Origin of the sequence: Ensifer sp. Root423 (assembly GCF_001426275.1) — a bacterium.
Taxonomy (GTDB): Bacteria; Pseudomonadota; Alphaproteobacteria; order Rhizobiales; family Rhizobiaceae; genus Ensifer; species Ensifer adhaerens.
In genome coordinates, this window is record NZ_LMEG01000043.1 from 42,844 (window position 1) to 61,514 (window position 18,671).

An 18,671-nucleotide genomic window follows, 5' to 3' on the forward strand; every position below is an offset into this window, starting at 1 on the left:
GGAGGACGCATCATGACAGAGACAATCGACGTCCTCACTGCCGCGCCCTTTGAGCGCAGGGACCTTGCCGAACGCGATGGCCGGCCGGTCATCGACGCCCGCAATGTCGCGGTTCGATTCAAGGTCGAACATGGCACGGTGGAGGCGGTGAAGGATGTTTCCTTCCAGCTCTACCGCGGCGAGACCATCGCCATCGTCGGCGAGTCCGGCTCGGGCAAGTCGGTTACCGCGCGCTGCGTCATGGGGCTGCTCTCCAAGCGCGCCACGATCGCCCCCCAATCGCGCATCGACTATGACGGCAAGGACGTGCTGAAATTCTCGCCGCGTGAGCGGCGCGGTTTGCGTGGCAATCGCCTTGCGATGATCTTCCAGGAGCCGATGAGTTCGCTCAATCCGGTCTACACGGTCGGCACGCAGATCATCGAGGCGATCCGGGCGCATCGCAGGATAAGCCGACGCGCCGCGACCGAGCGGGCGCTGGAGCTCCTGCGCCACGTGCGGATCCCGGACCCGGAGCTTCGGATCAATCAGTATCCACACCAGCTCTCCGGCGGCCAGCGCCAGCGGGTGATGATCGCGATGGCACTCGCCAACGATCCGGATGTGCTGATCGCCGACGAGCCGACGACGGCGCTCGACGTCACCGTCCAGGCGCAGATCCTCAACCTCATCCGAGACCTGCAGCGCGAGCTCGGCATGGCGGTGATCCTGATCACCCACGACCTGACGGTGGTTCGGCAGTTCTCGGACTACGTCTACGTCATGCAGTACGGCGAGGTGAAGGAGCACAACACCACGGCCGGGCTCTTCGCCAACCCGTTGCATGCCTATACCAAACGGCTGCTCTCGTCGGAGCCGTCGGGTGCGGCTAAAACGCTACCGGACAACGCCCCGATCATGCTCGACGGGCGGGACGTGAAGGTCTCCTTCATGCTGAAGAAGGGCGGTCTTTTCCGCTCGCAGTTTTCTGAGTTGGTCGCGGTCGACAAGCTCAGCCTTAATCTGCGCAAGCACGAAACGCTGGGGCTCGTCGGCGAATCCGGATCGGGCAAGACGACCTTCGGCCAGGCGCTGATCCGCCTGCTCAACCCCGATGGCGGCGAGATCTACTTCGACGGCATCCCGATCCACGACAAGGACCGGACCCAGATGCGGCCTCTGCGCTCGCGCATCCAGATCGTCTTTCAGGACCCCTTCGCCTCGCTCAACCCGCGCATGTCGATCGGCCAGATCATCGAGGAGGGGCTGGTCGTCAACGGCATCGGTGAGAACCGCAAGGACCGGCTCGACCGGGTGGTGGATGCGCTTAACGCCGCAGGCATGCCGGGCAACATCCTGTCGCGCTTTCCGCATGAGTTCTCCGGCGGCCAGCGCCAGCGCATTGCGATCGCCCGGGCCATCGCGCTTGAGCCTGAATTCATCCTGCTCGACGAGCCGACTTCGGCGCTCGATCTCTCGGTCCAGGCCCAGATCATCGAACTGCTGCGCAAGCTGCAGGACGAGCGGGGCTTGAGCTACCTCTTCATCTCCCATGACCTCAAGGTCGTGCGCGCGCTCTGCCATCGGGTGGTGGTGATGCAGCACGGCAGAATAGTCGAGGAGGGGCCGGTGAGCGAAATTCTGTCCAATCCCAAGACCGCCTACACCGAAAGGCTCGTGAGAGCCGCCTTCGATGTGGCAGCATGACCGCTAGAATTGAGAGGCAATCCATGACCAGACAACCCAAGATCACCTTCATCGGCGCCGGCTCCACCGTCTTCATGAAGAACATCATCGGCGACGTACTGCAGCGTCCGGCGCTGTCGGCCGCGACGATCGCGCTGATGGACGTGAACCCCGAGCGCCTCGGCGAAAGCGAGGTCGTCGCCGGCAAGCTGGTGCGCACGCTCGGCGTCAAGGCTGATATCGAGACCCATTCCAACCAGAAAAAGGCGCTGGAGGGTGCGGACTTCGTCGTCGTCGCCTTCCAGATCGGCGGCTTTGAGCCCTGCACGGTCACCGATTTCGAGGTGCCGAAGAAGTACGGCCTGCGCCAGACCATTGCCGATACGCTCGGCGTCGGCGGCATCATGCGCGGCCTTCGCACCGTGCCGCATCTCTGGAAGATCTGCGAGGACATGCTGCAGGTCTGCCCGAACGCGATCCTGCTGCAATACGTCAACCCGATGGCGATCAACACCTGGGCGATCTCCGAGAAGTATCCGACGATCCGTCAGGTCGGCCTTTGCCATTCCGTCCAGGGCACGGCCTACGAGCTTTCACGCGATCTCGACATCCCGGTTTCGGAGATCCGCTACCGCGCCGCCGGCATCAACCACATGGCCTTCTTCCTCAAGTTCGAACACAAACAGGCCGACGGCAGCTTCCGCGATCTCTATCCGGATCTGGTGCGCGGCTACCGCGAAGGCCGCTTCCCCAAGCCCAGCCACTGGAACCCGCGCTGCCCCAACAAGGTGCGCTACGAGATGCTGACGCGGCTCGGCTATTTCGTCACCGAAAGCTCCGAGCATTTCGCCGAGTACACGCCCTATTTCATCAAGGACGGCCGTCCCGACCTGATCGAGAAGTTCGGCATCCCGCTCGACGAGTACCCGAAGCGCTGCGTCGAGCAGATCGAGCGCTGGAAGGGGCAGGCGGCTGCCTTCAAGGAAGCCGAGACGATCGAAGTGGCCGAGAGCCACGAATACGCGTCTTCGATCATGAACTCGGTCTGGACCGGCGAACCCTCCGTCATCTACGGCAACCTCAGGAACAACGGCTGCATCACCTCGCTGCCGGAAAATTGCGCCGCTGAAGTTCCCTGCCTGGTCGATGCCTCCGGTATCCAGCCGACCTTCATCGGCGATCTGCCGCCGCAGCTGACGGCGCTGATCCGCACCAACATCAACGTGCAGGAGCTGACGGTTCAGGCGCTCATGACCGAGAACCGTGAGCATCTCTACCACGCCGCAATGATGGATCCGCACACGGCGGCCGAACTCGATCTCGACCAGATCTGGTCGCTCGTCGACGACCTGCTCGTCGCGCATCGTGACTGGATCCCGGAATGGGCGCGCGTGTCGAAAAAGGTCCAGGCAGCCTGACTTTTTCTCCCGGTCAGGCCGCGTCGAGCCCCGGAACCGCATGTCGTCTTTCCCCCATGTCCTAGCCGATTTACGGGGCAAGACCGACAGAGCCGGTTCCGGGGCTTGTTCTTCTCAAGCTGTTACGGCTGCCGCCAGCGGCAGCACGATCCGCATGCAGGCGCCGCCGGACGCCGAGCGGGAGACGTCGACGTAGCCGCCATGCAGGTGCACGATCTTCTGCACGAGGTTGAGGCCGAGGCCCGCGCCCTTGCCGTCCTTGCGCAGCCGCTGAAACGGCTCGAAGATCCGGTCGGTTTCGCTGCGCGGAATGCCGTCGCCGTCGTCGCAGACATCGATCACGCCCTGAGGATCGACCTTGACCGTGATTGTGCCGCGCCTTCCGCCGTGGTCGATGGCGTTCTGCACGAGATTGGTGAGCGCTCGCTCCAGCGACGCCTCGTCTCCCGTCACCATGACAGGGCGTTGATCGGCCTCGAATGTCATCTCGTAACCCGCCCCGAAGCCAAGTGGCGCGAGCGCGACGATCACCCGCTCGGCAAGCGCTGCGAGATCGATGGGCCTGAACTCATCGTTCTCGGCGTCGAGCCGTTCGAGATCGAGAAGCTGGCCCGCCAGAATGGAAAGGCGCGTCACGTCCTCGTTGAGGCGGGTCTTGTCCGGTCCCCGCGGCAGCGAGGCGATGCGAGCGCCGAGAATGGCGACCGGCGTGCGCAACTCATGCGCCGCCTGGGCCAGGAAGCGCTTGTGTCTCGTATAGCCGTCATCGAGCCTTGTCAGCGCATCGTTGACGGCCGTCACCAGCGGCAGAAACTCATTGGGAACACCCGTCACCGGCATCTGGATGCCTCGCTGGTCATATTCGATGTGGGCGGCATGCGAGGCCGCGTGCGACAGGCCCGAGAGCATCCTTCGAACGACGATCGGGGTGACGACCACGGTCGCAAAGGCGAGCAGTAGCAGCATCGGCACGAAGATGCTGAGGAAGGCGCCGGTGGTGCTGAGCAGCAGGCGGCCGAGCGTCAATTGTCCCTCCGTGCCGCTGAAGATCTGGACCATGCCGGCCGGCGACTCGAGCCATTTGACGACCGCTTCCGGACGGGCGTTCTTGTCGGGCGAAAGCCGGAAGCGGGCGTCGTTCATGCGCTCGAGCCCGGCGACCGCAAAGGCGAATTCTTCCGGCACCGTGCCGTCCGAGAGGCTGTGCCCTTGTCTGTCGCGAACGATGAACCAGATCTTTCCCGCCTGTTGGCGCAGCCGCTGCAGCTCCGGCGTTTCCTGAAGTTCGAGCCCGCCATCGGCTTTGCGGGTGATCGCGTCCTTCAAGACGTCAACATTGCCGTTCTCGTAGCCGTCGATGAGATAGCCGGTCACCCAGAGCAGGCCGACCGCAATGGCGATGACGACAAGGGTCGCTACCGTTTCGAACAGCACGAGCCAGCCGACGAGCCGCCATTTGAAGGAATGGGAAGCGCGGCCGCTCATTGGTCTTCTCTGAGAAGATAGCCGACGCCGCGGATGCCGTTGATGGTCACGCCCGCGTCTGCGTCCGCCAGCTTGCGGCGCACGCGCGAGATATGGGTGTCGAGCGCATTGGACTGGATCTCGTCGTCGAGCCCGAACACGGCCTCCATCAGGGCGGCACGCAGCACCATGCGTCCCATGCGACGGGTCAGCGTTTCAAGCACCAGAAGCTCGCGCCGCGGCATCTTCAGCGGCGTGCCGGCCACGCTCGCCTCGCAATGGGCGAGATCGAAGGAGAGCCGACCGACGGTGACGACATCGGATTGCACCGGAACCGGGCGACGGGCAAGCGCGCGCAGCCGCGCCAGCAGTTCCTCGAAGGCGAAGGGCTTGCCGATATAGTCGTCGGCGCCGCCATCGAGCCCCGCCACCCGGTCGGCGAGGTCGTCGAGCGCCGTCAGCATCAGCACCGGCACGGTGTTGCCGCGCGCCCTTATCACTGGGATGAGCGAGAGCCCGTCGCCATCGGGCAGCTTGCGATCGAGCACGACCACGTCATAGACGGCGTCGTTGAGGATCAGCGCGGCCTCAGCGAGATCGCGCGCATGATCGGCGATCATCCGGTGATGGCTCAACGCGGCCTTCAGCGCCCCCGCGAGCTCCTTCTCATCTTCGACCAGCAAGACCCGCATGAATGCGCTTTACCCCGTGCAACGTGCCTACGCGCGCGATCCTAGTGCCGCTTCATTGAGGGAACCTGTCATCCCGCCGCAAGGTAATCCCGATCTTTGTCGCCGCACAATCATTCGTTGCGGGCGCCCTGCATGACATGCTGTCTCAATCTTGATCCTTAGGCTGTGCAGCAGTGAAACCTCAAGAACGGGGTTCGCGGGCAAAGCCAACCCGGATCACGGCGCATGACATTCAGCAAACGGACGTCGCCTACACTCAGACAACGCAGGGAAAGGCCGGCTGGCTGGCGTGCAGCGCATCCGGTTGCACTTGCGCGCGCAGGTCGGTTCCTGCGTCACGGTACCTTGGCGCTCGCTTTTGCCACCGCCGGCTGCGCCGGCCCGGACGTGACGCCCACAAACAGGCGACTTGAATTGACGACGGGTGCCGTGCCGCTTGCGCAGTCGACGTTTGATGTGAGCGACACCGGCATTATCCTTGCCTTTTCCGGTGGCGGCGCCCGCTCTGCTGCCTTCGGCTACGGCGTCCTGTCGGCGTTGGCCGAGGCGCCGTCCCCGGGCGGGCGAGGGCGCCGGCTTGCCGACGATGTCGCGGTTGTTGCCGGCGTCTCCGGAGGTGCTGTGCTCGCCTCCTATTTTGCCTTGAACGGCCGCGCGGGCCTTGAGGATTTCCGCAAGCGGTTTCTCGGACGCGATGTCGAGGCCTCGCTCAGGACGTCGTTTTCACCGCCCAATATCCTGCGCGGCTATCGCGGCGGGGTGAACGATCTCTCCGGTTTTCCGGCCTGGCTCGACGCCAACCTGTTTAACGGCGCAACGCTCGGCAACATCTCGCGCTCCGGCCATCCGCGCCTGGTGATCCACGCGACCGATCTCTATAACCGCGCACCGTTCATCTTCGACCGCGCCTCGTTCACCGCCATCTGCAGCAGCTACGACGACTATCCGCTCGCCTATGCGGTTGCGGCCTCGGCCGCCGTCCCGGTCGTTTTCGCGCCGCTGACCTTGCAGAACTTCCGAAGCGGTTGCGAGGCGTTGCCGGAAGCGAAAACACAGAAGACAGGGGTTCGCGCGCCGGGCTCGCTCGTTGCGCGCGAATACGCTGGCTCCCTCAGGCGCTATGAAACGGCAAGGGATCTCAACTATCTGAAACTCTACGATGGCGGCCTGGTCGATGGCGTCGGAACGCAAAGCCTGCTGCACCTGATGGGCCGGGGTGCTCCGGAACCCATCCCAGCGGAGCGCGCCTTCCGTCTCAGGCATCTGGTTGTCATCGTCGTCGATGCCTCCACGCGGATCGGCGGGGACATCTCGAAGACGGTCGACAGCCCCAAGGCTCCCGATGCGATCGTCGCCGCCATCGACGCGATGATCAATATTCCCAATCTTCAGAGCTTCGATGCGCTGCGCGATCATCTGCCGGCCTGGCGGGAAAGCTTCGTGACTTGGCGGTGCGGCAGCAGCGGCGCCAAGCGGGGCTGCGGCGATCTCGATGTCGAGATCATCCGGCTGGCGCTGTCGGATGTATCCGAACCGGTGCTGGCGCGGCGGATCCTCGGGCTGCACAATCGGCTGAGCCTCAACGAAAAGGACGTCGATTTTCTTGCGGATCTCGGCCGGCGCCTGTTGCGCGACCATGCCGGCTATCGGCGGTTCCTCGACCGCGTCAACCATGGCGGGCCGGAGCTGGCCCGCGCGGATTGAGAGGTTGCAGACTGAGAAGGCAGGTTAGCGAGAGCCTTCCGGCTCAGTTCGCCCGTGCCTCCAGCCAGTCGTGCCACTGGTCCTCGCTGCCGTGGAAGACGTTGAGGTCGATCTTGCCATCGACCCCTTGAGAAAGGCCAGAACCGGAATACTGCCAGAACAGCCACTTGCGGTTCGGGTAGACGATCGACGGGTGCTGGGCGACGGCACGCAGCCAGAACGGATAGTTCTTGAAAGCGCCCTGCAGGTTGTCGGCGTAGAAGTCCGGCGCCGTGTAGATGATAGGACGCTGGCCGTAATGGGCCTCGAGCTTGTCCATGAACACCTGCATCTTTTCGCGCACGCGCTCGGGCGACAGGCGACGCTTGCAGCTCGATTCGCCGTTATATTCGACGTCGATGACAGGCGGCAGCGCGCCCGGTTCACGCGGAACGTTGCGGATGAACCAGTCGGCCTGTTCGCCGGCCGTGCGGCACCAGTAGAAGAAGTGATAGGCGCCGCGGCGGATGCCGGCCGCCTTGGCAGCGCGCCAGTTCTTCTTGAACATCGGGTCGAGGTGGTCGCCGCCATCGGTCGCCTTGATGAAGGCGAAGTTCGCCCCTTGTGTACGCAGCCGAGCCCAGTCGATGTCAGCCTGCCAGCGCGAGACGTCGACGCCATGCACGGCCATCTTGCGCGGATTTTTGGCGCGGCCGAAGTTGATCGGCTTGGCGTCACGGAAACGATGACCGTAGATCCGCGAGCGGCCCTGTGGCATCGCCTGGGTCACCGGATTTTCCGGCGCGACGAAAGCGACCGGCCGCGCGTCCGGAACAGGCGCGGCGAGCGTCGTCGTGGTGTTTGCCGCGGGTGCAAAGGCTTCCGGCTCCGGGACCGGTCCGGCCCAGGCGAGCATTTCTTGGGGCGGTGCCGATTGAACGTTCTGCGGCGGCGTCATCTGCGCGACCCGCGCGCCGACATTGGCGGCGGGCACCGGTGCGGCCGACATCGCGACCGAACTCGTCGTTTCGCGCGAGGGCGGCGCGATGGTGTCCAGGCTCGAACTGGAGGAGCAGCCCGAAATGAGGCCGGCAAAAAGGATTGCGGTCGCAGCTGAAAGACGCATGGGCACCCGTACGCAAAACAAGGTCGACGGCGATCGCCGGCCGACAGGTGTGAAATAGCTAACGGAAGCTTACCCAAAAAGTTTGAATCCAATCTTACCAAGCGAACCCAATTTCACGCACTGGAGGTTGCATCGGGCCGGGCACTTTGACGCAGGCGTGGTGGCGCTGTCAGCTGGACGAATGTTCGATGCCGGTGCCTGTCCGTTGCCGGCGGCTGGTGCGGAATTCGAGGTTGCGGGCGATGGTGTCGTCGAGCGCGCCGGACGCGTCGGTGATCATCGTCGGCGCAAAATGCGAACGGAAACCCTCGCCGACCCGGAAGGCTGGTGTGTAGAGCGGGCCGAGCGGCTGTGTCGTCGTCACATAGGTGAGATTTTCGTCGCTTCCCGAGCGCGTCGGCAGGCCGTGGCGATGCAGGACCGAAGGAAGCGCGAGGCGCAGGCTGTTGGCCAGCAGGTGGATCATCTGCCGCCCGGAAAGCGAGTGGCGGTAGTTGCGGTAGAACCCCAGGCAATGGCGCAGGATACGGGCGCGGTTGCCGTCGAGGCGCGACAACTTGCGGGCAAAGAGGGCCACGTCCTCAAGACCATCGAGCGGACGGGTCATCAGGGTGAAGCCATCCATGTCGCGCAGCTTGGCCGAGGGCAGGAAGCGTTCGTCGGCGACGCACTCGTCGAAGAGCGGCGTGCCGAGCAGCGGGATCGTCAGGCTCAGGAACGCCGGCAGAGGCATCGTGGTTTCGCCGGTGATGAAGGCGAGCTCCTCCTGCATCGCCTCGATCGTCTGCGACGACGGATCGAACATCAAGCCATACTGGAAGGCGACGCCGGCGTTGAGGCAGGTCTGGATCGCCTCCAGTTGCGGCACCACCAGGTTCTGCTTTTTCTGGTAGCGTTTCAGTTGCGCTTCGTTCAGCGTTTCGACGCCGCTGAAAAGGCCGAGACAGCCGGCCGCCCGCACGGCTTCCAGATTGGCGGGATCGCGGAAGAAGTCGCCGGTGACGAGCGCAATCCAGCCCTGAAACAGCCCTTCCCGCCACAGCGATCGGATCACTTCGAGCTTGTCATAGAAGACGTCCTTGCTGTTGCCGTAGAAGTTGTTGTCGATGAACAGCACGTATTTCTTCGGCGGGGCGTTGCGCAGCTGCGCCTCGATATAGGCGGGGTCGTAGCTGTGATAGCGTCTGCCTTCGGCGGTCAGCGCACAGAAGCTGCACTTGAAATTGCAGTAGCGGCTCGTCTCGATGTAGCTGACCGGACCGCGCCAATTGGCAAGGTCGAAGCGCGGCAGGATCGTCTCGGAGACGGCCCATTCGCCAAACACCTCCCTGATGACCGCCCGCATCTCCTCGACGTCACCGTCGCAGGCGTAGTCGAAGGTTTCGGCGCTCGAAACCGGTAGATTGCGCACGACCGGCCCGCCCGCGACGACGACGCAACCGGGTGACTTGGTGCGGGCATAGGCCGTCAGGTGCTGCATCCGGTCGAAGGCTGCGGTCACGCCCGTCAACACCAGCATGTCGAGGTCGGCAAAGGCTGCCTCGTCGACGAGCGGTCCGTCATGGAATTCGCTGTAGGCGCGAAGGTCCACGCGGTCGCGGGCAAAGGCGCCCGCCAGGAACAGGTGGCCGGTTCCCTGGGGGATGAAGTCGGGGCGGCCCCTGGGGTTCCGGGTTTCGTCGAAATGGGCTAGCACGATCAGGATGCGGGGAGGACTGGGACGGTTCATGCGCGGCTCCCCTGAGATCTGGCAAACTGGACATGCGTTGTCTGGTCGGTTTGGCCAAGCGGAAGAACCTCGCACCACGTGGCCCGGCGCAGCGAAAACATCGTCTCGAACGCCTGGCGCGCTTCGGCGTCTCTCGGTCCGGCGGCATGCTGCAGGGCGGCAAGCGCGACGGCCGGCATCTCCAGCCGGATCGCCTCCGCGAGGGCATACTGGGTGACGCGCTCGGCGCGGCGTTGTTGGCCGCGGCGCAGATGCAGGGTCGCTTCGCCGAGCGCTGCCACCGGTCGGCCGATCGGGTAAACCCGCGCAAAGCGCTCGAGTTTTCTAAGGACGAGCTGTGCGGCCAGCAGGTCGCCTCCGTCAGGGTCGCTGGCGACATCGAAGAGACGGGCGAGCGCCGGTAGCGTTCGCGTCTTCATCGCCGGGTTGAGCGTCTCGCACCAGGAAAGCGCGCGCTCGAGCCAGCTTGCGGCCTCCGTGCTGTTGCCCCGTCGCCGGGCGGCCTCGCTCAGAAGCGATGCGCCTTCGATCGAATGGACGAGTTCCAGCCCGTCACCCTTTTCGCGAAGGATCTGTTCGAGTTCGTCGAGGTCGGTGTCGATCGCGTTCCAGCGGCCAAGTGCTGCGTGGCCCCTGAGACGGCCGAGCAGGCCGCAGCCGAGCACCTGCATGTCCCCGCGCCGGCGCCCTTCCTCGCAGATCCGCTGCACGAGGATCTCCCAGGGCGCGATGCCCTCGAAGGCGGAGGTCAAAAGCCAAGGGCCGGAAATCGTCTCCAGCCCGACCGCCACTTCGCACCAGCGCCTCAGGTCGCCGACCGTCGCCGCATTGTTCAGGCCGGCCTCGAACGCCCGCTTGCCCGCGTGCCAATGACCGATGCCGATCTGGTACATGCCCGACAGTAAGTCGACCCGCACGCGCGTTCCCAACTGGTCGACGCGTTCGGAAAGTGCTGCCGCCAGCCGACTGTAGTGTTCGGCCTGGCTGTGCAGCGGGATCACGCCGCATATGGCGCCGAGGCTGGCATAATTGGCGGCGGTCGTCGGGGAGACGTATTTGTTTCTTTCGGCAAGGTTCGTCGCCCTCAGCGTCGCATGGATCAGCCGCAGCTTCTCGCTGGTGAAGTAATAGATCCGCGTCAGGTCCTCATGAGCCTTCGCCGCAAGCAGGAAGGGATCGGACGGCGATCGCGAGATTTCACGCTTCAGGATCCAGTCCGCGTCGCGGTGGATGGTGCGGCGCCACACCTGTTCGGCGAGATCGAGTACGAGATGCAGCGCGAGGCCGGCAGAGGTGCGCGGCAGCGGTAGGCCGGAAAGCCGCAGTCCTTCCTCATAGGCATGGCGGGCCGCTTCGGCGCGGCCAAGATTGAGGCTGGCTTCGCCGAGCAGGAAGCAGGCGGCCGCCCGTCTTGCCGGTAGAATGGTGATCGAAAGGTCGCGCGCTGTCTTGAAGAAGCGCTCGATCAGATCGACGACGGCGGCGTTGTCGAACTGGCGCAGCCGCAGTTCGGCAACGCGGTCCAGATAGTTGAAGGCCTGCGCGGCGTCGCCTGCGCGCTCCCAGTGGCTGAGTACGCGCGGCAGGTTTTCCGCATTGTCCGGCTGCCCGCCTTCCTCCATCGCCTTGGCGATCGCGCGATGCGCTTCATGGCGCTGTTCCGACAGCAGGCTTTCGTAGATCGCCTGGCGGATGACGGCATGGCTGAACATGAACCGGCCCGGGCGGTCGTCGGCGGGCTTGATCAGATGCGCCGCCTGCAGCCGCTCGATGCTCGCCTCGATGTCCAGTGACGTCTTCCTGATCGGCGGCAGCGCGCCAAGCTCGGCAAGCGAGAAGGTCGCGCCCATGGCGCTTGCGATCTTCAGGAGAACCTGCAGCTCTGCCGGAAGCTGGTCGGTCCGGGCAATCACGGTAACCTTGGCGGTGTTGAGCAGGGTCGCATCGTTCGAGCGGGGCTCGGAGAGCAGCGAGACGGCTGCGGCAGGCTCGGCCGCCTTGGGCAGCCGGCGCTCGCCGATCATCCGGCAGATTTCGCAAATCAGCAGCGGGTTTCCGGCCGACTGCGCATAGACCGCCTCGCCGAAGCCGTCGGCGGGCGAGTTGCTGCCGATTGATGCGCGAACGAGCGCGATCGTACCCTCGAAGTCGAGCGGCAAAAGATCGAGCGTCTGGGCGCCGTTGTGGTGCAGGCCGGTCCACCGGGTCAGGTCTTCCTGTGTGCGGGTCGTCCGGGTCGATACGACCACCGGCACGGGTGCCGCCCCTGAAACCAGCCGCCCGAGCAGCTGGCCGGACGCCTCGTCGAGCCAGTGCACATCTTCGAGCACGACGAAGCCCTGTCCCCCGGCGAGACTGTCGGCCATGAGCTCGCTCAGCAGCTCGCGTAGCCGATGGGAGCGCCCGTCGCCGGACATGGCCCGGGTCTCCGGCGTGTCCGGCAAGGTGAGGTTGATGGCATCGTTGAGCAGCGGCGCGAGGGAAGCAAGCTCCGGTCTTTCCGCAAAGAAGAGCGCCACCTGGTCCGTGGCCTCGGCGCCGCGCAGATCGCCGATACCGAGCAGGTCGCGGATAACCCCGCGCCAGGCGAAATAGGGGACGTCGCTTTCGATGTCGTCGGCGTTGCCGACGAGCACGCGGTTGCCGCGGTCGCGACAGCGCTCGACGAAGGCGCGCAGAAGGGCCGACTTCCCGACGCCGGAATCGCCCTTGACGATCATGATGCCGGACTGCCCCCTGGGCGCGCTTTCGAGATAGGCGGAAAGGGCCGTCATTTCGGCCGCGCGGTTGAGGAGTGCCGGTGACTTGGTGTCGATCGTTGCGACCGTCTCGGCAATCGGCGCGAAGGCAGACACGCCGCCGCGCACGCCCGGTATGGCCAGCGACCACGGTCCGGAGAAGGCGATCTGGCTGGCCGTCTCCTTTGCCGTCGCCTGGTCGACAAGGATGCGCCCGGCGGCAACGCTTGCCAGGCGCGCGGCCATGTTCACGGCGGCGCCGACCACCGTGTAGTCCGCGCGGTGGCTGGCGCCGAGCGCGCCGCAGAAGCTTTCGCCGGTGGAGATGCCGGCCGAAAGGCCGATATCGGGATCGTCGAGCTCGCCTGAAAGACGCAGCGCCGCAACGATCGCGCGGCGCGCATTGTCGGCATGTTTGGGGCCGGGCAGACCGAAGACCGCGAAGATCTCGAGACTGTTCGCGTGAAGGGCTGTGTGGAGGATTTCCCCGCCGGTGCGGCCGACAACGGCGATCGACCGTGCAACGAGTTGGTTCAGCCGATCGAGATCTTTCTCGAGGTCCGGGCCAACGATATGCACGAACAGGGCCGTAATGGTTCTCAGGTCCGCCAGCCACTCCGAAAGCGGCGATAGAAGCCGACCGCGCAGCGAAAGCGGCAGGTAGGCTTCAAGCCGCTTGCTGGCGAAGCCCGAAAGGGGGTGGGGCTGCCCGGTTGCGGTCGAATAGGGATCGATGCGTTCGAGGCGGGCGGTGCCCTCCCGGCCGGGCCGGCCGGTTGCCCGCTTGCCGATCAGCTGCCACACGGCGTCGGAGACGAGGATTTCGCCGGCATCGCTCAAAAGGCCGCAATGGTCCGCCTGCGCCAGGCAGTCGCCGCCGACGATCAGCCAGCGCTGGTCGATGCGGGGAACGAGGTGCAGCAGGGTGATGGTGCCGACGCCGACGGCGATGCGCAGCTGCAGCGCGTCCTCCGGCCCGCCCGGACCGCCGATCTCTTCACGGATGCGGCCGGCACAATAGCAGCTGCGCCAGGCGGCCTGCTCCAACTCGCTGTCGGTGGCAGCCTGCCAGCCGGCAAGCAGGCTGTCGCCGGCAAAGCTCAACACGGTGCCACCATGTTCCTCGATATGCCGGACGAGCGGCCCCATGTAGCCGTTGAGCAGCCGGCTCACCCGTTCGGCGCCGGCGGCGCGGTCGCTTTCGGACCATTTGGCGGTCAGGCGGGTAAAACCGGAGATGTCGGCGAACAGCAAGGCGCCGGGAAAGTCCTCGCGCGTCGGGCCAGCCGAATCCGTCGCCGCCGGGGCAGACCATCGAACCAGGGCTCCCGACAGGTAACGTTGGAATTCATTCTTGCCGGCGCCACCTACCACGCAAAATTCTCCCCAAGATTTTAGAGTAACATGCCTCCTTTCGCACTTAAAGGCCGCCCGTGTTGACCTATGGGTTTCCAGTAACGGCAAGTAAATATCTGTTCCACGCCGCTTGCGAACGGAGTAATGTTTGCCCGATTGTTCGAGGGGGTCTCGCAACAGGAGGGGATGATGGGGGTCGACTGGGCTGGTCCGGTCGCCGCCGTGACACGCCGCAATGTCTTGCGGCTGTTCTCGGCAGGCGTGATGGCGAATGTGCTTTCCGGGTGTCGACACGACTGGCCACCGGCCGCGGCCTGCGAGCTTCCCTACCCGATCGTCGACGTTCACTGCCATTTCTTCAACGCGGCCGATGTGCCCGTGGAAGGGCTGGTGCGCTATGTGGCGCTGCGGGAGAAACTGCCGGAAGCAAAACTCTCCGCCGATCCGCTGCAGTCGAAGCGTCTGGAAAACGCCCTGGTGGTCTTCCTCGTGACGGCCCTTGGCGACGTCGCGCCCAAGGCCAAGGCTGAGGACGCTATCCTCAAGAAGCGGGTGCCGCGCCCCTCCGACGCCGAGTTCGAGCGGCAGAAGAACGAGCAGTTGCGCATCGCCGTCAAGCAACTGGTCGCGCTAGCCGGCGAGCAGCGCGCATCGTTGACCGCACGAAGCGGCGCCGAAACGCCGGATTATCAAGGCCTGCTGGAACAGATCGGCGGCACCCCCGGCCTGCCGCAGGGCTTGCAGCGGCGCTCCGGCAGCGTGGAGGAGACGGATGTCGATGCCCTGGCGTCGGCCGCCAAGGCCCACGAACAGATCGGCAACTACCTTTCCTTCGTGCGCCTCATGCAGGACTACCGCGAAAACCTGGCGGAAACCTATGCCCGGATCTTCGCGTCGAAATGCCGGTTTTCCATGATCACGCCGAGCATCCTCGATTTCGAGAAGTCGATCGGCGGCAGGGCATCGCCGCAGCACGACCAGATCGACGTGATGGACGAGATCCAGCAGCTGGTGATCAAGCGGCACGGCATCCACATGCACAGCTTCGTCGGCTTCGATCCGCACCGGGAGGCGCAGAAGCGTGGCTCGTCGCTGGAAAACGTCCGCTACGCGATCATGGAAAAGGGCTTCATCGGCGTGAAGATCTACCCGCCGATGGGCTTCAAGGCATGGGGCAATGCGGATCCGGCGATCGATGCGGCGCTGAAGCGGCTCTACGACTGGTGCCGCGACAACAGCGTGCCGATCATGGCGCATGCGGAAAACAGCATCGGCGCCGGCTGCGGCTATGGCAATATGGCGAGCCCCGCCTACTGGAAGAAGCTGCTCGACACCAACCGTTACAATGACTTGCGGATCAATCTGGCGCATTTCGGCGCTTTCGATGAAGTCATTCGCCCGGGCGCGCCGACGGGGGTCATGGTGTCCTGCGCCCAGGACAAATTCTCCGGTCCGCCGACCTGGGAGGACATCATTGGCAAGACGATCGGCCACGGGCGCCGGCCGAACCTGTTTGCCGACCTGAGCTACCTGAGCGAGCTCGTCACCGACAACACGCCCGGGCTGCACGAAAAAATCCGCGCGCTGCTCGACAAATGGCTGCGGGACTACGATCCCGATGCGCGCCATCTGATGTTCGGCACCGACTGGTCGATGATGGCGCTGGAGAAGGACTACAACGCCTACGTCCCGCGGATCGCCCAGCAACTGAAGGAGGCCAATGTGAGCGAGGAGGACCAGCAGAACATCTTCTGGAAGAACGCCTCCCGTTACCTCGGCCTCGACCGGCCGGGGCCGACCCGCCAGCGGCTTGCCACCTATTGTCGCAAGCGTGGCCTGGACGCCTCCTGGCTCTCGCAGCTGGAGATCGCCTGACCGCGAAACTGCTACCCGCGGTCCGGCACGTGCCTATCGCCACGGTGCGGTTCTGGCGATCCATTCGCGCGTCCGGCCTTCCGGGTCGGCGTTGCGGGTGATGTCGGTAACGACGGCGGCGATGTCGGCGCCGTGCTCGAAGGCGCCGGCGATCCGCTCGACGTTGAGGCCGCCGATGGCGACCAGCGGCAGCAACCCGACACGGTTCCGCCAGGCGGCAAGGCGCGGCAGTCCCTGCGGCGCCCACTTCATAGCCTTGAGAATGGTCGGGTAAACCGGTCCGAGCGCGACATAGTCGGGCTTGGCAGCAAGTGCTGTCTCCAGTTCCGTCTCGTCATGGGTGCTGAGTCCGAGCTTCAGGCCGGCGGCGCGGATTGCAGTAAGGTCGGCCTCCGCCAGGTCCTCCTGGCCGAGATGGACGAAGTCGCAGCCTTCCGCGATCGCCAGTTGCCAGTAGTCGTTGACGATGAGCTGGCAGCCCTGCTCGTCGCAAACGGCCTTGGCCGCGCGGATCTCGCGGCGGATCTCCGCTTCCGTACGATCCTTGACGCGTAGCTGCACCAGCTTGACGCCGAGCGGCACCAGCCGCTCGATCCAATCCGTGCTGTCGACGATGAGATAGAAGGGGTCAAGTTTCACGCAAACACCGCCTTTCCGATGACGGGGGTGGAAGGGACGGCAAAATCGCGCGGTTCGAGCATGCCCGCCTCGAAGGCCTGCCGGCCGGCATCGATCGCGCCCGCGAACGCAGCGGCCATCAGCGCGGGCTTGGCGGCGCCGGCGACGGCGGTGTTGAGCAGGACGGCATCGAAGCCGAACTCCATCACCGTCGTTGCGTGCGAGGGCCGGCCGATGCCGGCATCGACGATCAGCGGCACATCGGGAAAGTTGGCCCGCATTGCCCTGAGCGCCTGGATGTTCTGCGGCCCCATGGCGCTGCCGATCGGCGCGCACCAGGGCATCAGCACCTTGCAGCCGGCTTCCACGAGCCGTTCGGCAACCACGAGATCATCCGTGGTGTAGGGAAAGACTTCGAACCCTTCGGCCGAGAGGATGCGCGCCGCCTCGACCAGCCCGAAGACATCGGGCTGCAGCGTATCGTGGTGGCCGATCACTTCGAGTTTCAGCCAGTTGGTGCCGAAGACCTCGCGCGCCATCTTGGCCGTCAGCACCGCCTCTGACACCGAGTGGCAGCCGGCGGTGTTCGGCAGCACGTGCACGCCGAGCGCCCGGATCAGTTCGAAGAAGGCGCCGCCCTGGCGGCCTCCGGCGGTTTCGCGCCGGAGCGAGACCGTGACGATCTCAGTGCCTGACGATCGCACCGCATCTTCCAGAACGGCGGGGGAGGGGTAGCGGGCGGTGCCGAGCAGCAACCGTGAGCGCAGGTCCTGTCCATAAAGCGTCAGCATGTCTCAGCCTCCTTTCATCGGCGAGAGAATTTCGATCCGGTCCCTGTCGCTGAGCGCATGACCCGAACGGTCGGCCCGGTGCACCAGTTCGCCGTTGACGGCGGTGGCGAGCCAGTCACCTTCGAAATCAAGGGCGGCCAGAAGCTCGGCGAGGGTGGTGACGGCGAGGTCGTGATCCTCGCCATTGACGGTCAGTCTCATGCGGCATCTCCCTTCAGGTCCTGCGCAAGCGCGAGGTCGGCTGCTTCCGCCGCCAGGGCCGGCGAAAGCAGGAAGCCATGGCGGTAAAGCCCGTTGATCGTGATGGTCTGCCCGGTGCGCAGGGCGCGCGGCAGGTTGTTGGCGAAGGCGGGGCGGACGCCGGCGCCGGTTTCGAAGAGGCGCGCTTCGCCGAAGGCCGGATGCAGCGCATAGGCGGCGTTCAGCAGTTCCATGAGGGAGCGGGCGGTGATCGGTCCGCCGTCATCCGTCTCGATCATCGTCGCCCCGCACATGAAGAGGCCGCCGCCGCGCGGCACGATGTAGAGCGGGATGCGGGGATGAATGAGCCTGACCGGCCGCGACAGCTCCACGTCGCTTGTCTGCAGGTAGAGCATTTCACCGCGCACGCCCCGCAGGCCCGGCGTTTCGCCGATGCGTGCCGCGCCGGCGCAGTCGGCGACGAGATCGTGGTGGCCATCGTCGCTCGTCTCATCGAGGAAGGTGACGCCGTGATCGACAAGCTTCTGCCGCAACCGGCTCAGCGCCCGGCGCGGGTCGAGATGCGCCTCACCGGGAAAAAACAGCGCCTCGCGGAAACGTCCGGCAAGTGCCGGTTCCAGCCGTTCGATCGCGGCGGCGTCGAGCCATTCGAAGCCGGAGGTGCGTGAGGCAAAGCGCTTGAGTTCGCCCGCATCCCGTGGCGGGGCGACGACAAGCGTGCCGTTTCGGGAAACCTCGCCTGGCAGGGCGTCGTCCCACCAGTCAATGGCGCCGATGCCCTTCGTCAGCACCACCTCTTCGGCGCTTTCGCGTTCGCACCAGGGTGCCAGCATGCCGCCGGCAAACCAGGAGGCCGCGCCGGCAAAGCCTGGTTTTTGCTCGACAACCGTCACCGCGACACCGCGGGCGCTAAGTTCATGCGCCAGACAGAGCCCTGCGACGCCGGCACCTTTGACGAGGATCCGCATGGCTCAGTGTTCCCGCGAGGCGTGGGCGGGCCGTCGTGAGGGAAGCGGGATGGTGTTGGCGGTGTGCATGCCGAGGCTCCGATTGTGGAGACCCAGTTCACGAGCGAAGGAAGGGGAAGGACGCCTTGCCGTTGAATGGTCGCGTGAAGGCGACGTTTGCGGCAGCGATGTCTGCACCGTCCCTACGCCAGTATGAACTGGATCAGGTTCAACGGGTCACTGCGCCGCGCAAATCGCATAGCAGAATCTCAGCCCCTTGGCGGGACACCCCTGGTGAATGCTCCAAGCTGACCGTTCGGGGCGGTTTTTGTCAAGAGCCAGCATTCGTGTGCGATGCGATCTCATAT

Annotated in this window: 13 protein-coding genes and 1 riboswitch; of the genes, 4 read left to right on the plus strand and 9 right to left on the minus strand. The window is 65.1% G+C overall.

Annotation, left to right across the window (positions count from 1 at the left end; translation table 11 throughout):
- Positions 1-12 precede the first annotated feature (12 nt).
- Positions 13-1,686 carry an ABC transporter ATP-binding protein gene (locus ASD01_RS25560; RefSeq protein ID WP_060644557.1) on the plus strand — a complete coding sequence of 558 codons (1,674 nt, stop codon included), beginning with the start codon at positions 13-15 and terminating at the stop codon, positions 1,684-1,686.
- Between the two features lie 23 nt (positions 1,687-1,709).
- Complete coding sequence (melA, locus tag ASD01_RS25565; RefSeq protein ID WP_060529358.1) at positions 1,710-3,083, plus strand: alpha-glucosidase/alpha-galactosidase; 1,374 nt, start codon at positions 1,710-1,712, stop codon at positions 3,081-3,083.
- 114 nt (positions 3,084-3,197) lie between these two features.
- Here the strand turns inward: melA and ASD01_RS25570 are convergent, their stop codons facing one another.
- Both ASD01_RS25570 and ASD01_RS25575 read right to left on the minus strand, forming a co-directional pair.
- The gene (locus tag ASD01_RS25570) at positions 3,198-4,568 is read right to left on the minus strand and encodes a sensor histidine kinase (RefSeq protein ID WP_060644558.1); all 1,371 of its coding nucleotides are present in this window, start codon (positions 4,566-4,568) and stop codon (positions 3,198-3,200) included.
- A complete protein-coding gene (locus ASD01_RS25575) occupies positions 4,565-5,239 on the minus strand; it encodes a response regulator transcription factor (protein WP_034798445.1) in 675 nt (224 codons plus the stop codon). The genes ASD01_RS25570 and ASD01_RS25575 overlap by 4 nt, the downstream gene beginning before the upstream one ends.
- Positions 5,240-5,653: 414 nt before the next feature.
- On the opposite strand from ASD01_RS25575, the gene ASD01_RS25580 reads away from it, so the two are divergent.
- A complete protein-coding gene (locus ASD01_RS25580) occupies positions 5,654-6,943 on the plus strand; it encodes a patatin-like phospholipase family protein (RefSeq protein ID WP_162251039.1) in 1,290 nt (429 codons plus the stop codon).
- 43 nt (positions 6,944-6,986) lie between these two features.
- Here the strand turns inward: ASD01_RS25580 and ASD01_RS25585 are convergent, their stop codons facing one another.
- The 3 genes from ASD01_RS25585 to ASD01_RS25595 all read right to left on the minus strand — a co-directional run bounded on the left by ASD01_RS25585 (position 6,987) and on the right by ASD01_RS25595 (position 13,889).
- Positions 6,987-8,048: a glycoside hydrolase family 25 protein gene (locus tag ASD01_RS25585; RefSeq protein ID WP_034798446.1), complete on the minus strand. Its 1,062-nt coding sequence runs from the start codon at positions 8,046-8,048 to the stop codon at positions 6,987-6,989.
- Between the two features lie 169 nt (positions 8,049-8,217).
- The gene (locus ASD01_RS25590) at positions 8,218-9,777 is read right to left on the minus strand and encodes a B12-binding domain-containing radical SAM protein (protein ID WP_060644560.1); all 1,560 of its coding nucleotides are present in this window, start codon (positions 9,775-9,777) and stop codon (positions 8,218-8,220) included.
- Entirely contained in the window at positions 9,774-13,889 is a 4,116-nt protein-coding gene (locus ASD01_RS25595) for an AAA family ATPase (protein WP_060644561.1), read from the minus strand. The genes ASD01_RS25590 and ASD01_RS25595 overlap by 4 nt, the downstream gene beginning before the upstream one ends.
- A gap of 126 nt (positions 13,890-14,015) precedes the next feature.
- Between ASD01_RS25595 and ASD01_RS25600 the strand changes: the two genes are divergently transcribed.
- Entirely contained in the window at positions 14,016-15,746 is a 1,731-nt protein-coding gene (locus tag ASD01_RS25600; protein WP_082584703.1) for an amidohydrolase family protein, read from the plus strand.
- A 33-nt stretch (positions 15,747-15,779) separates the two neighbouring features.
- Here ASD01_RS25600 and ASD01_RS25605 read toward each other — a convergent pair whose 3' ends face one another.
- Genes ASD01_RS25605 through thiO form a run of 4 tightly spaced genes read right to left on the minus strand, consistent with a single transcriptional unit; the run spans position 15,780 to position 18,324 of the window.
- Positions 15,780-16,385 carry a thiamine phosphate synthase gene (locus ASD01_RS25605; RefSeq protein WP_060644563.1) on the minus strand — a complete coding sequence of 202 codons (606 nt, stop codon included), beginning with the start codon at positions 16,383-16,385 and terminating at the stop codon, positions 15,780-15,782.
- The gene (locus ASD01_RS25610) at positions 16,382-17,155 is read right to left on the minus strand and encodes a thiazole synthase (protein WP_060644564.1); all 774 of its coding nucleotides are present in this window, start codon (positions 17,153-17,155) and stop codon (positions 16,382-16,384) included. Before ASD01_RS25610 ends, ASD01_RS25605 begins: the two co-directional genes overlap by 4 nt.
- A gap of 3 nt (positions 17,156-17,158) precedes the next feature.
- The gene (thiS, locus tag ASD01_RS25615) at positions 17,159-17,356 is read right to left on the minus strand and encodes a sulfur carrier protein ThiS (protein WP_060583946.1); all 198 of its coding nucleotides are present in this window, start codon (positions 17,354-17,356) and stop codon (positions 17,159-17,161) included.
- Positions 17,353-18,324 carry a glycine oxidase ThiO gene (thiO, locus tag ASD01_RS25620; protein WP_060601816.1) on the minus strand — a complete coding sequence of 324 codons (972 nt, stop codon included), beginning with the start codon at positions 18,322-18,324 and terminating at the stop codon, positions 17,353-17,355. The genes thiS and thiO overlap by 4 nt, the downstream gene beginning before the upstream one ends.
- 161 nt (positions 18,325-18,485) lie before the next feature.
- Positions 18,486-18,606: riboswitch (TPP riboswitch) on the minus strand.
- Positions 18,607-18,671: the final 65 nt, after the last annotated feature.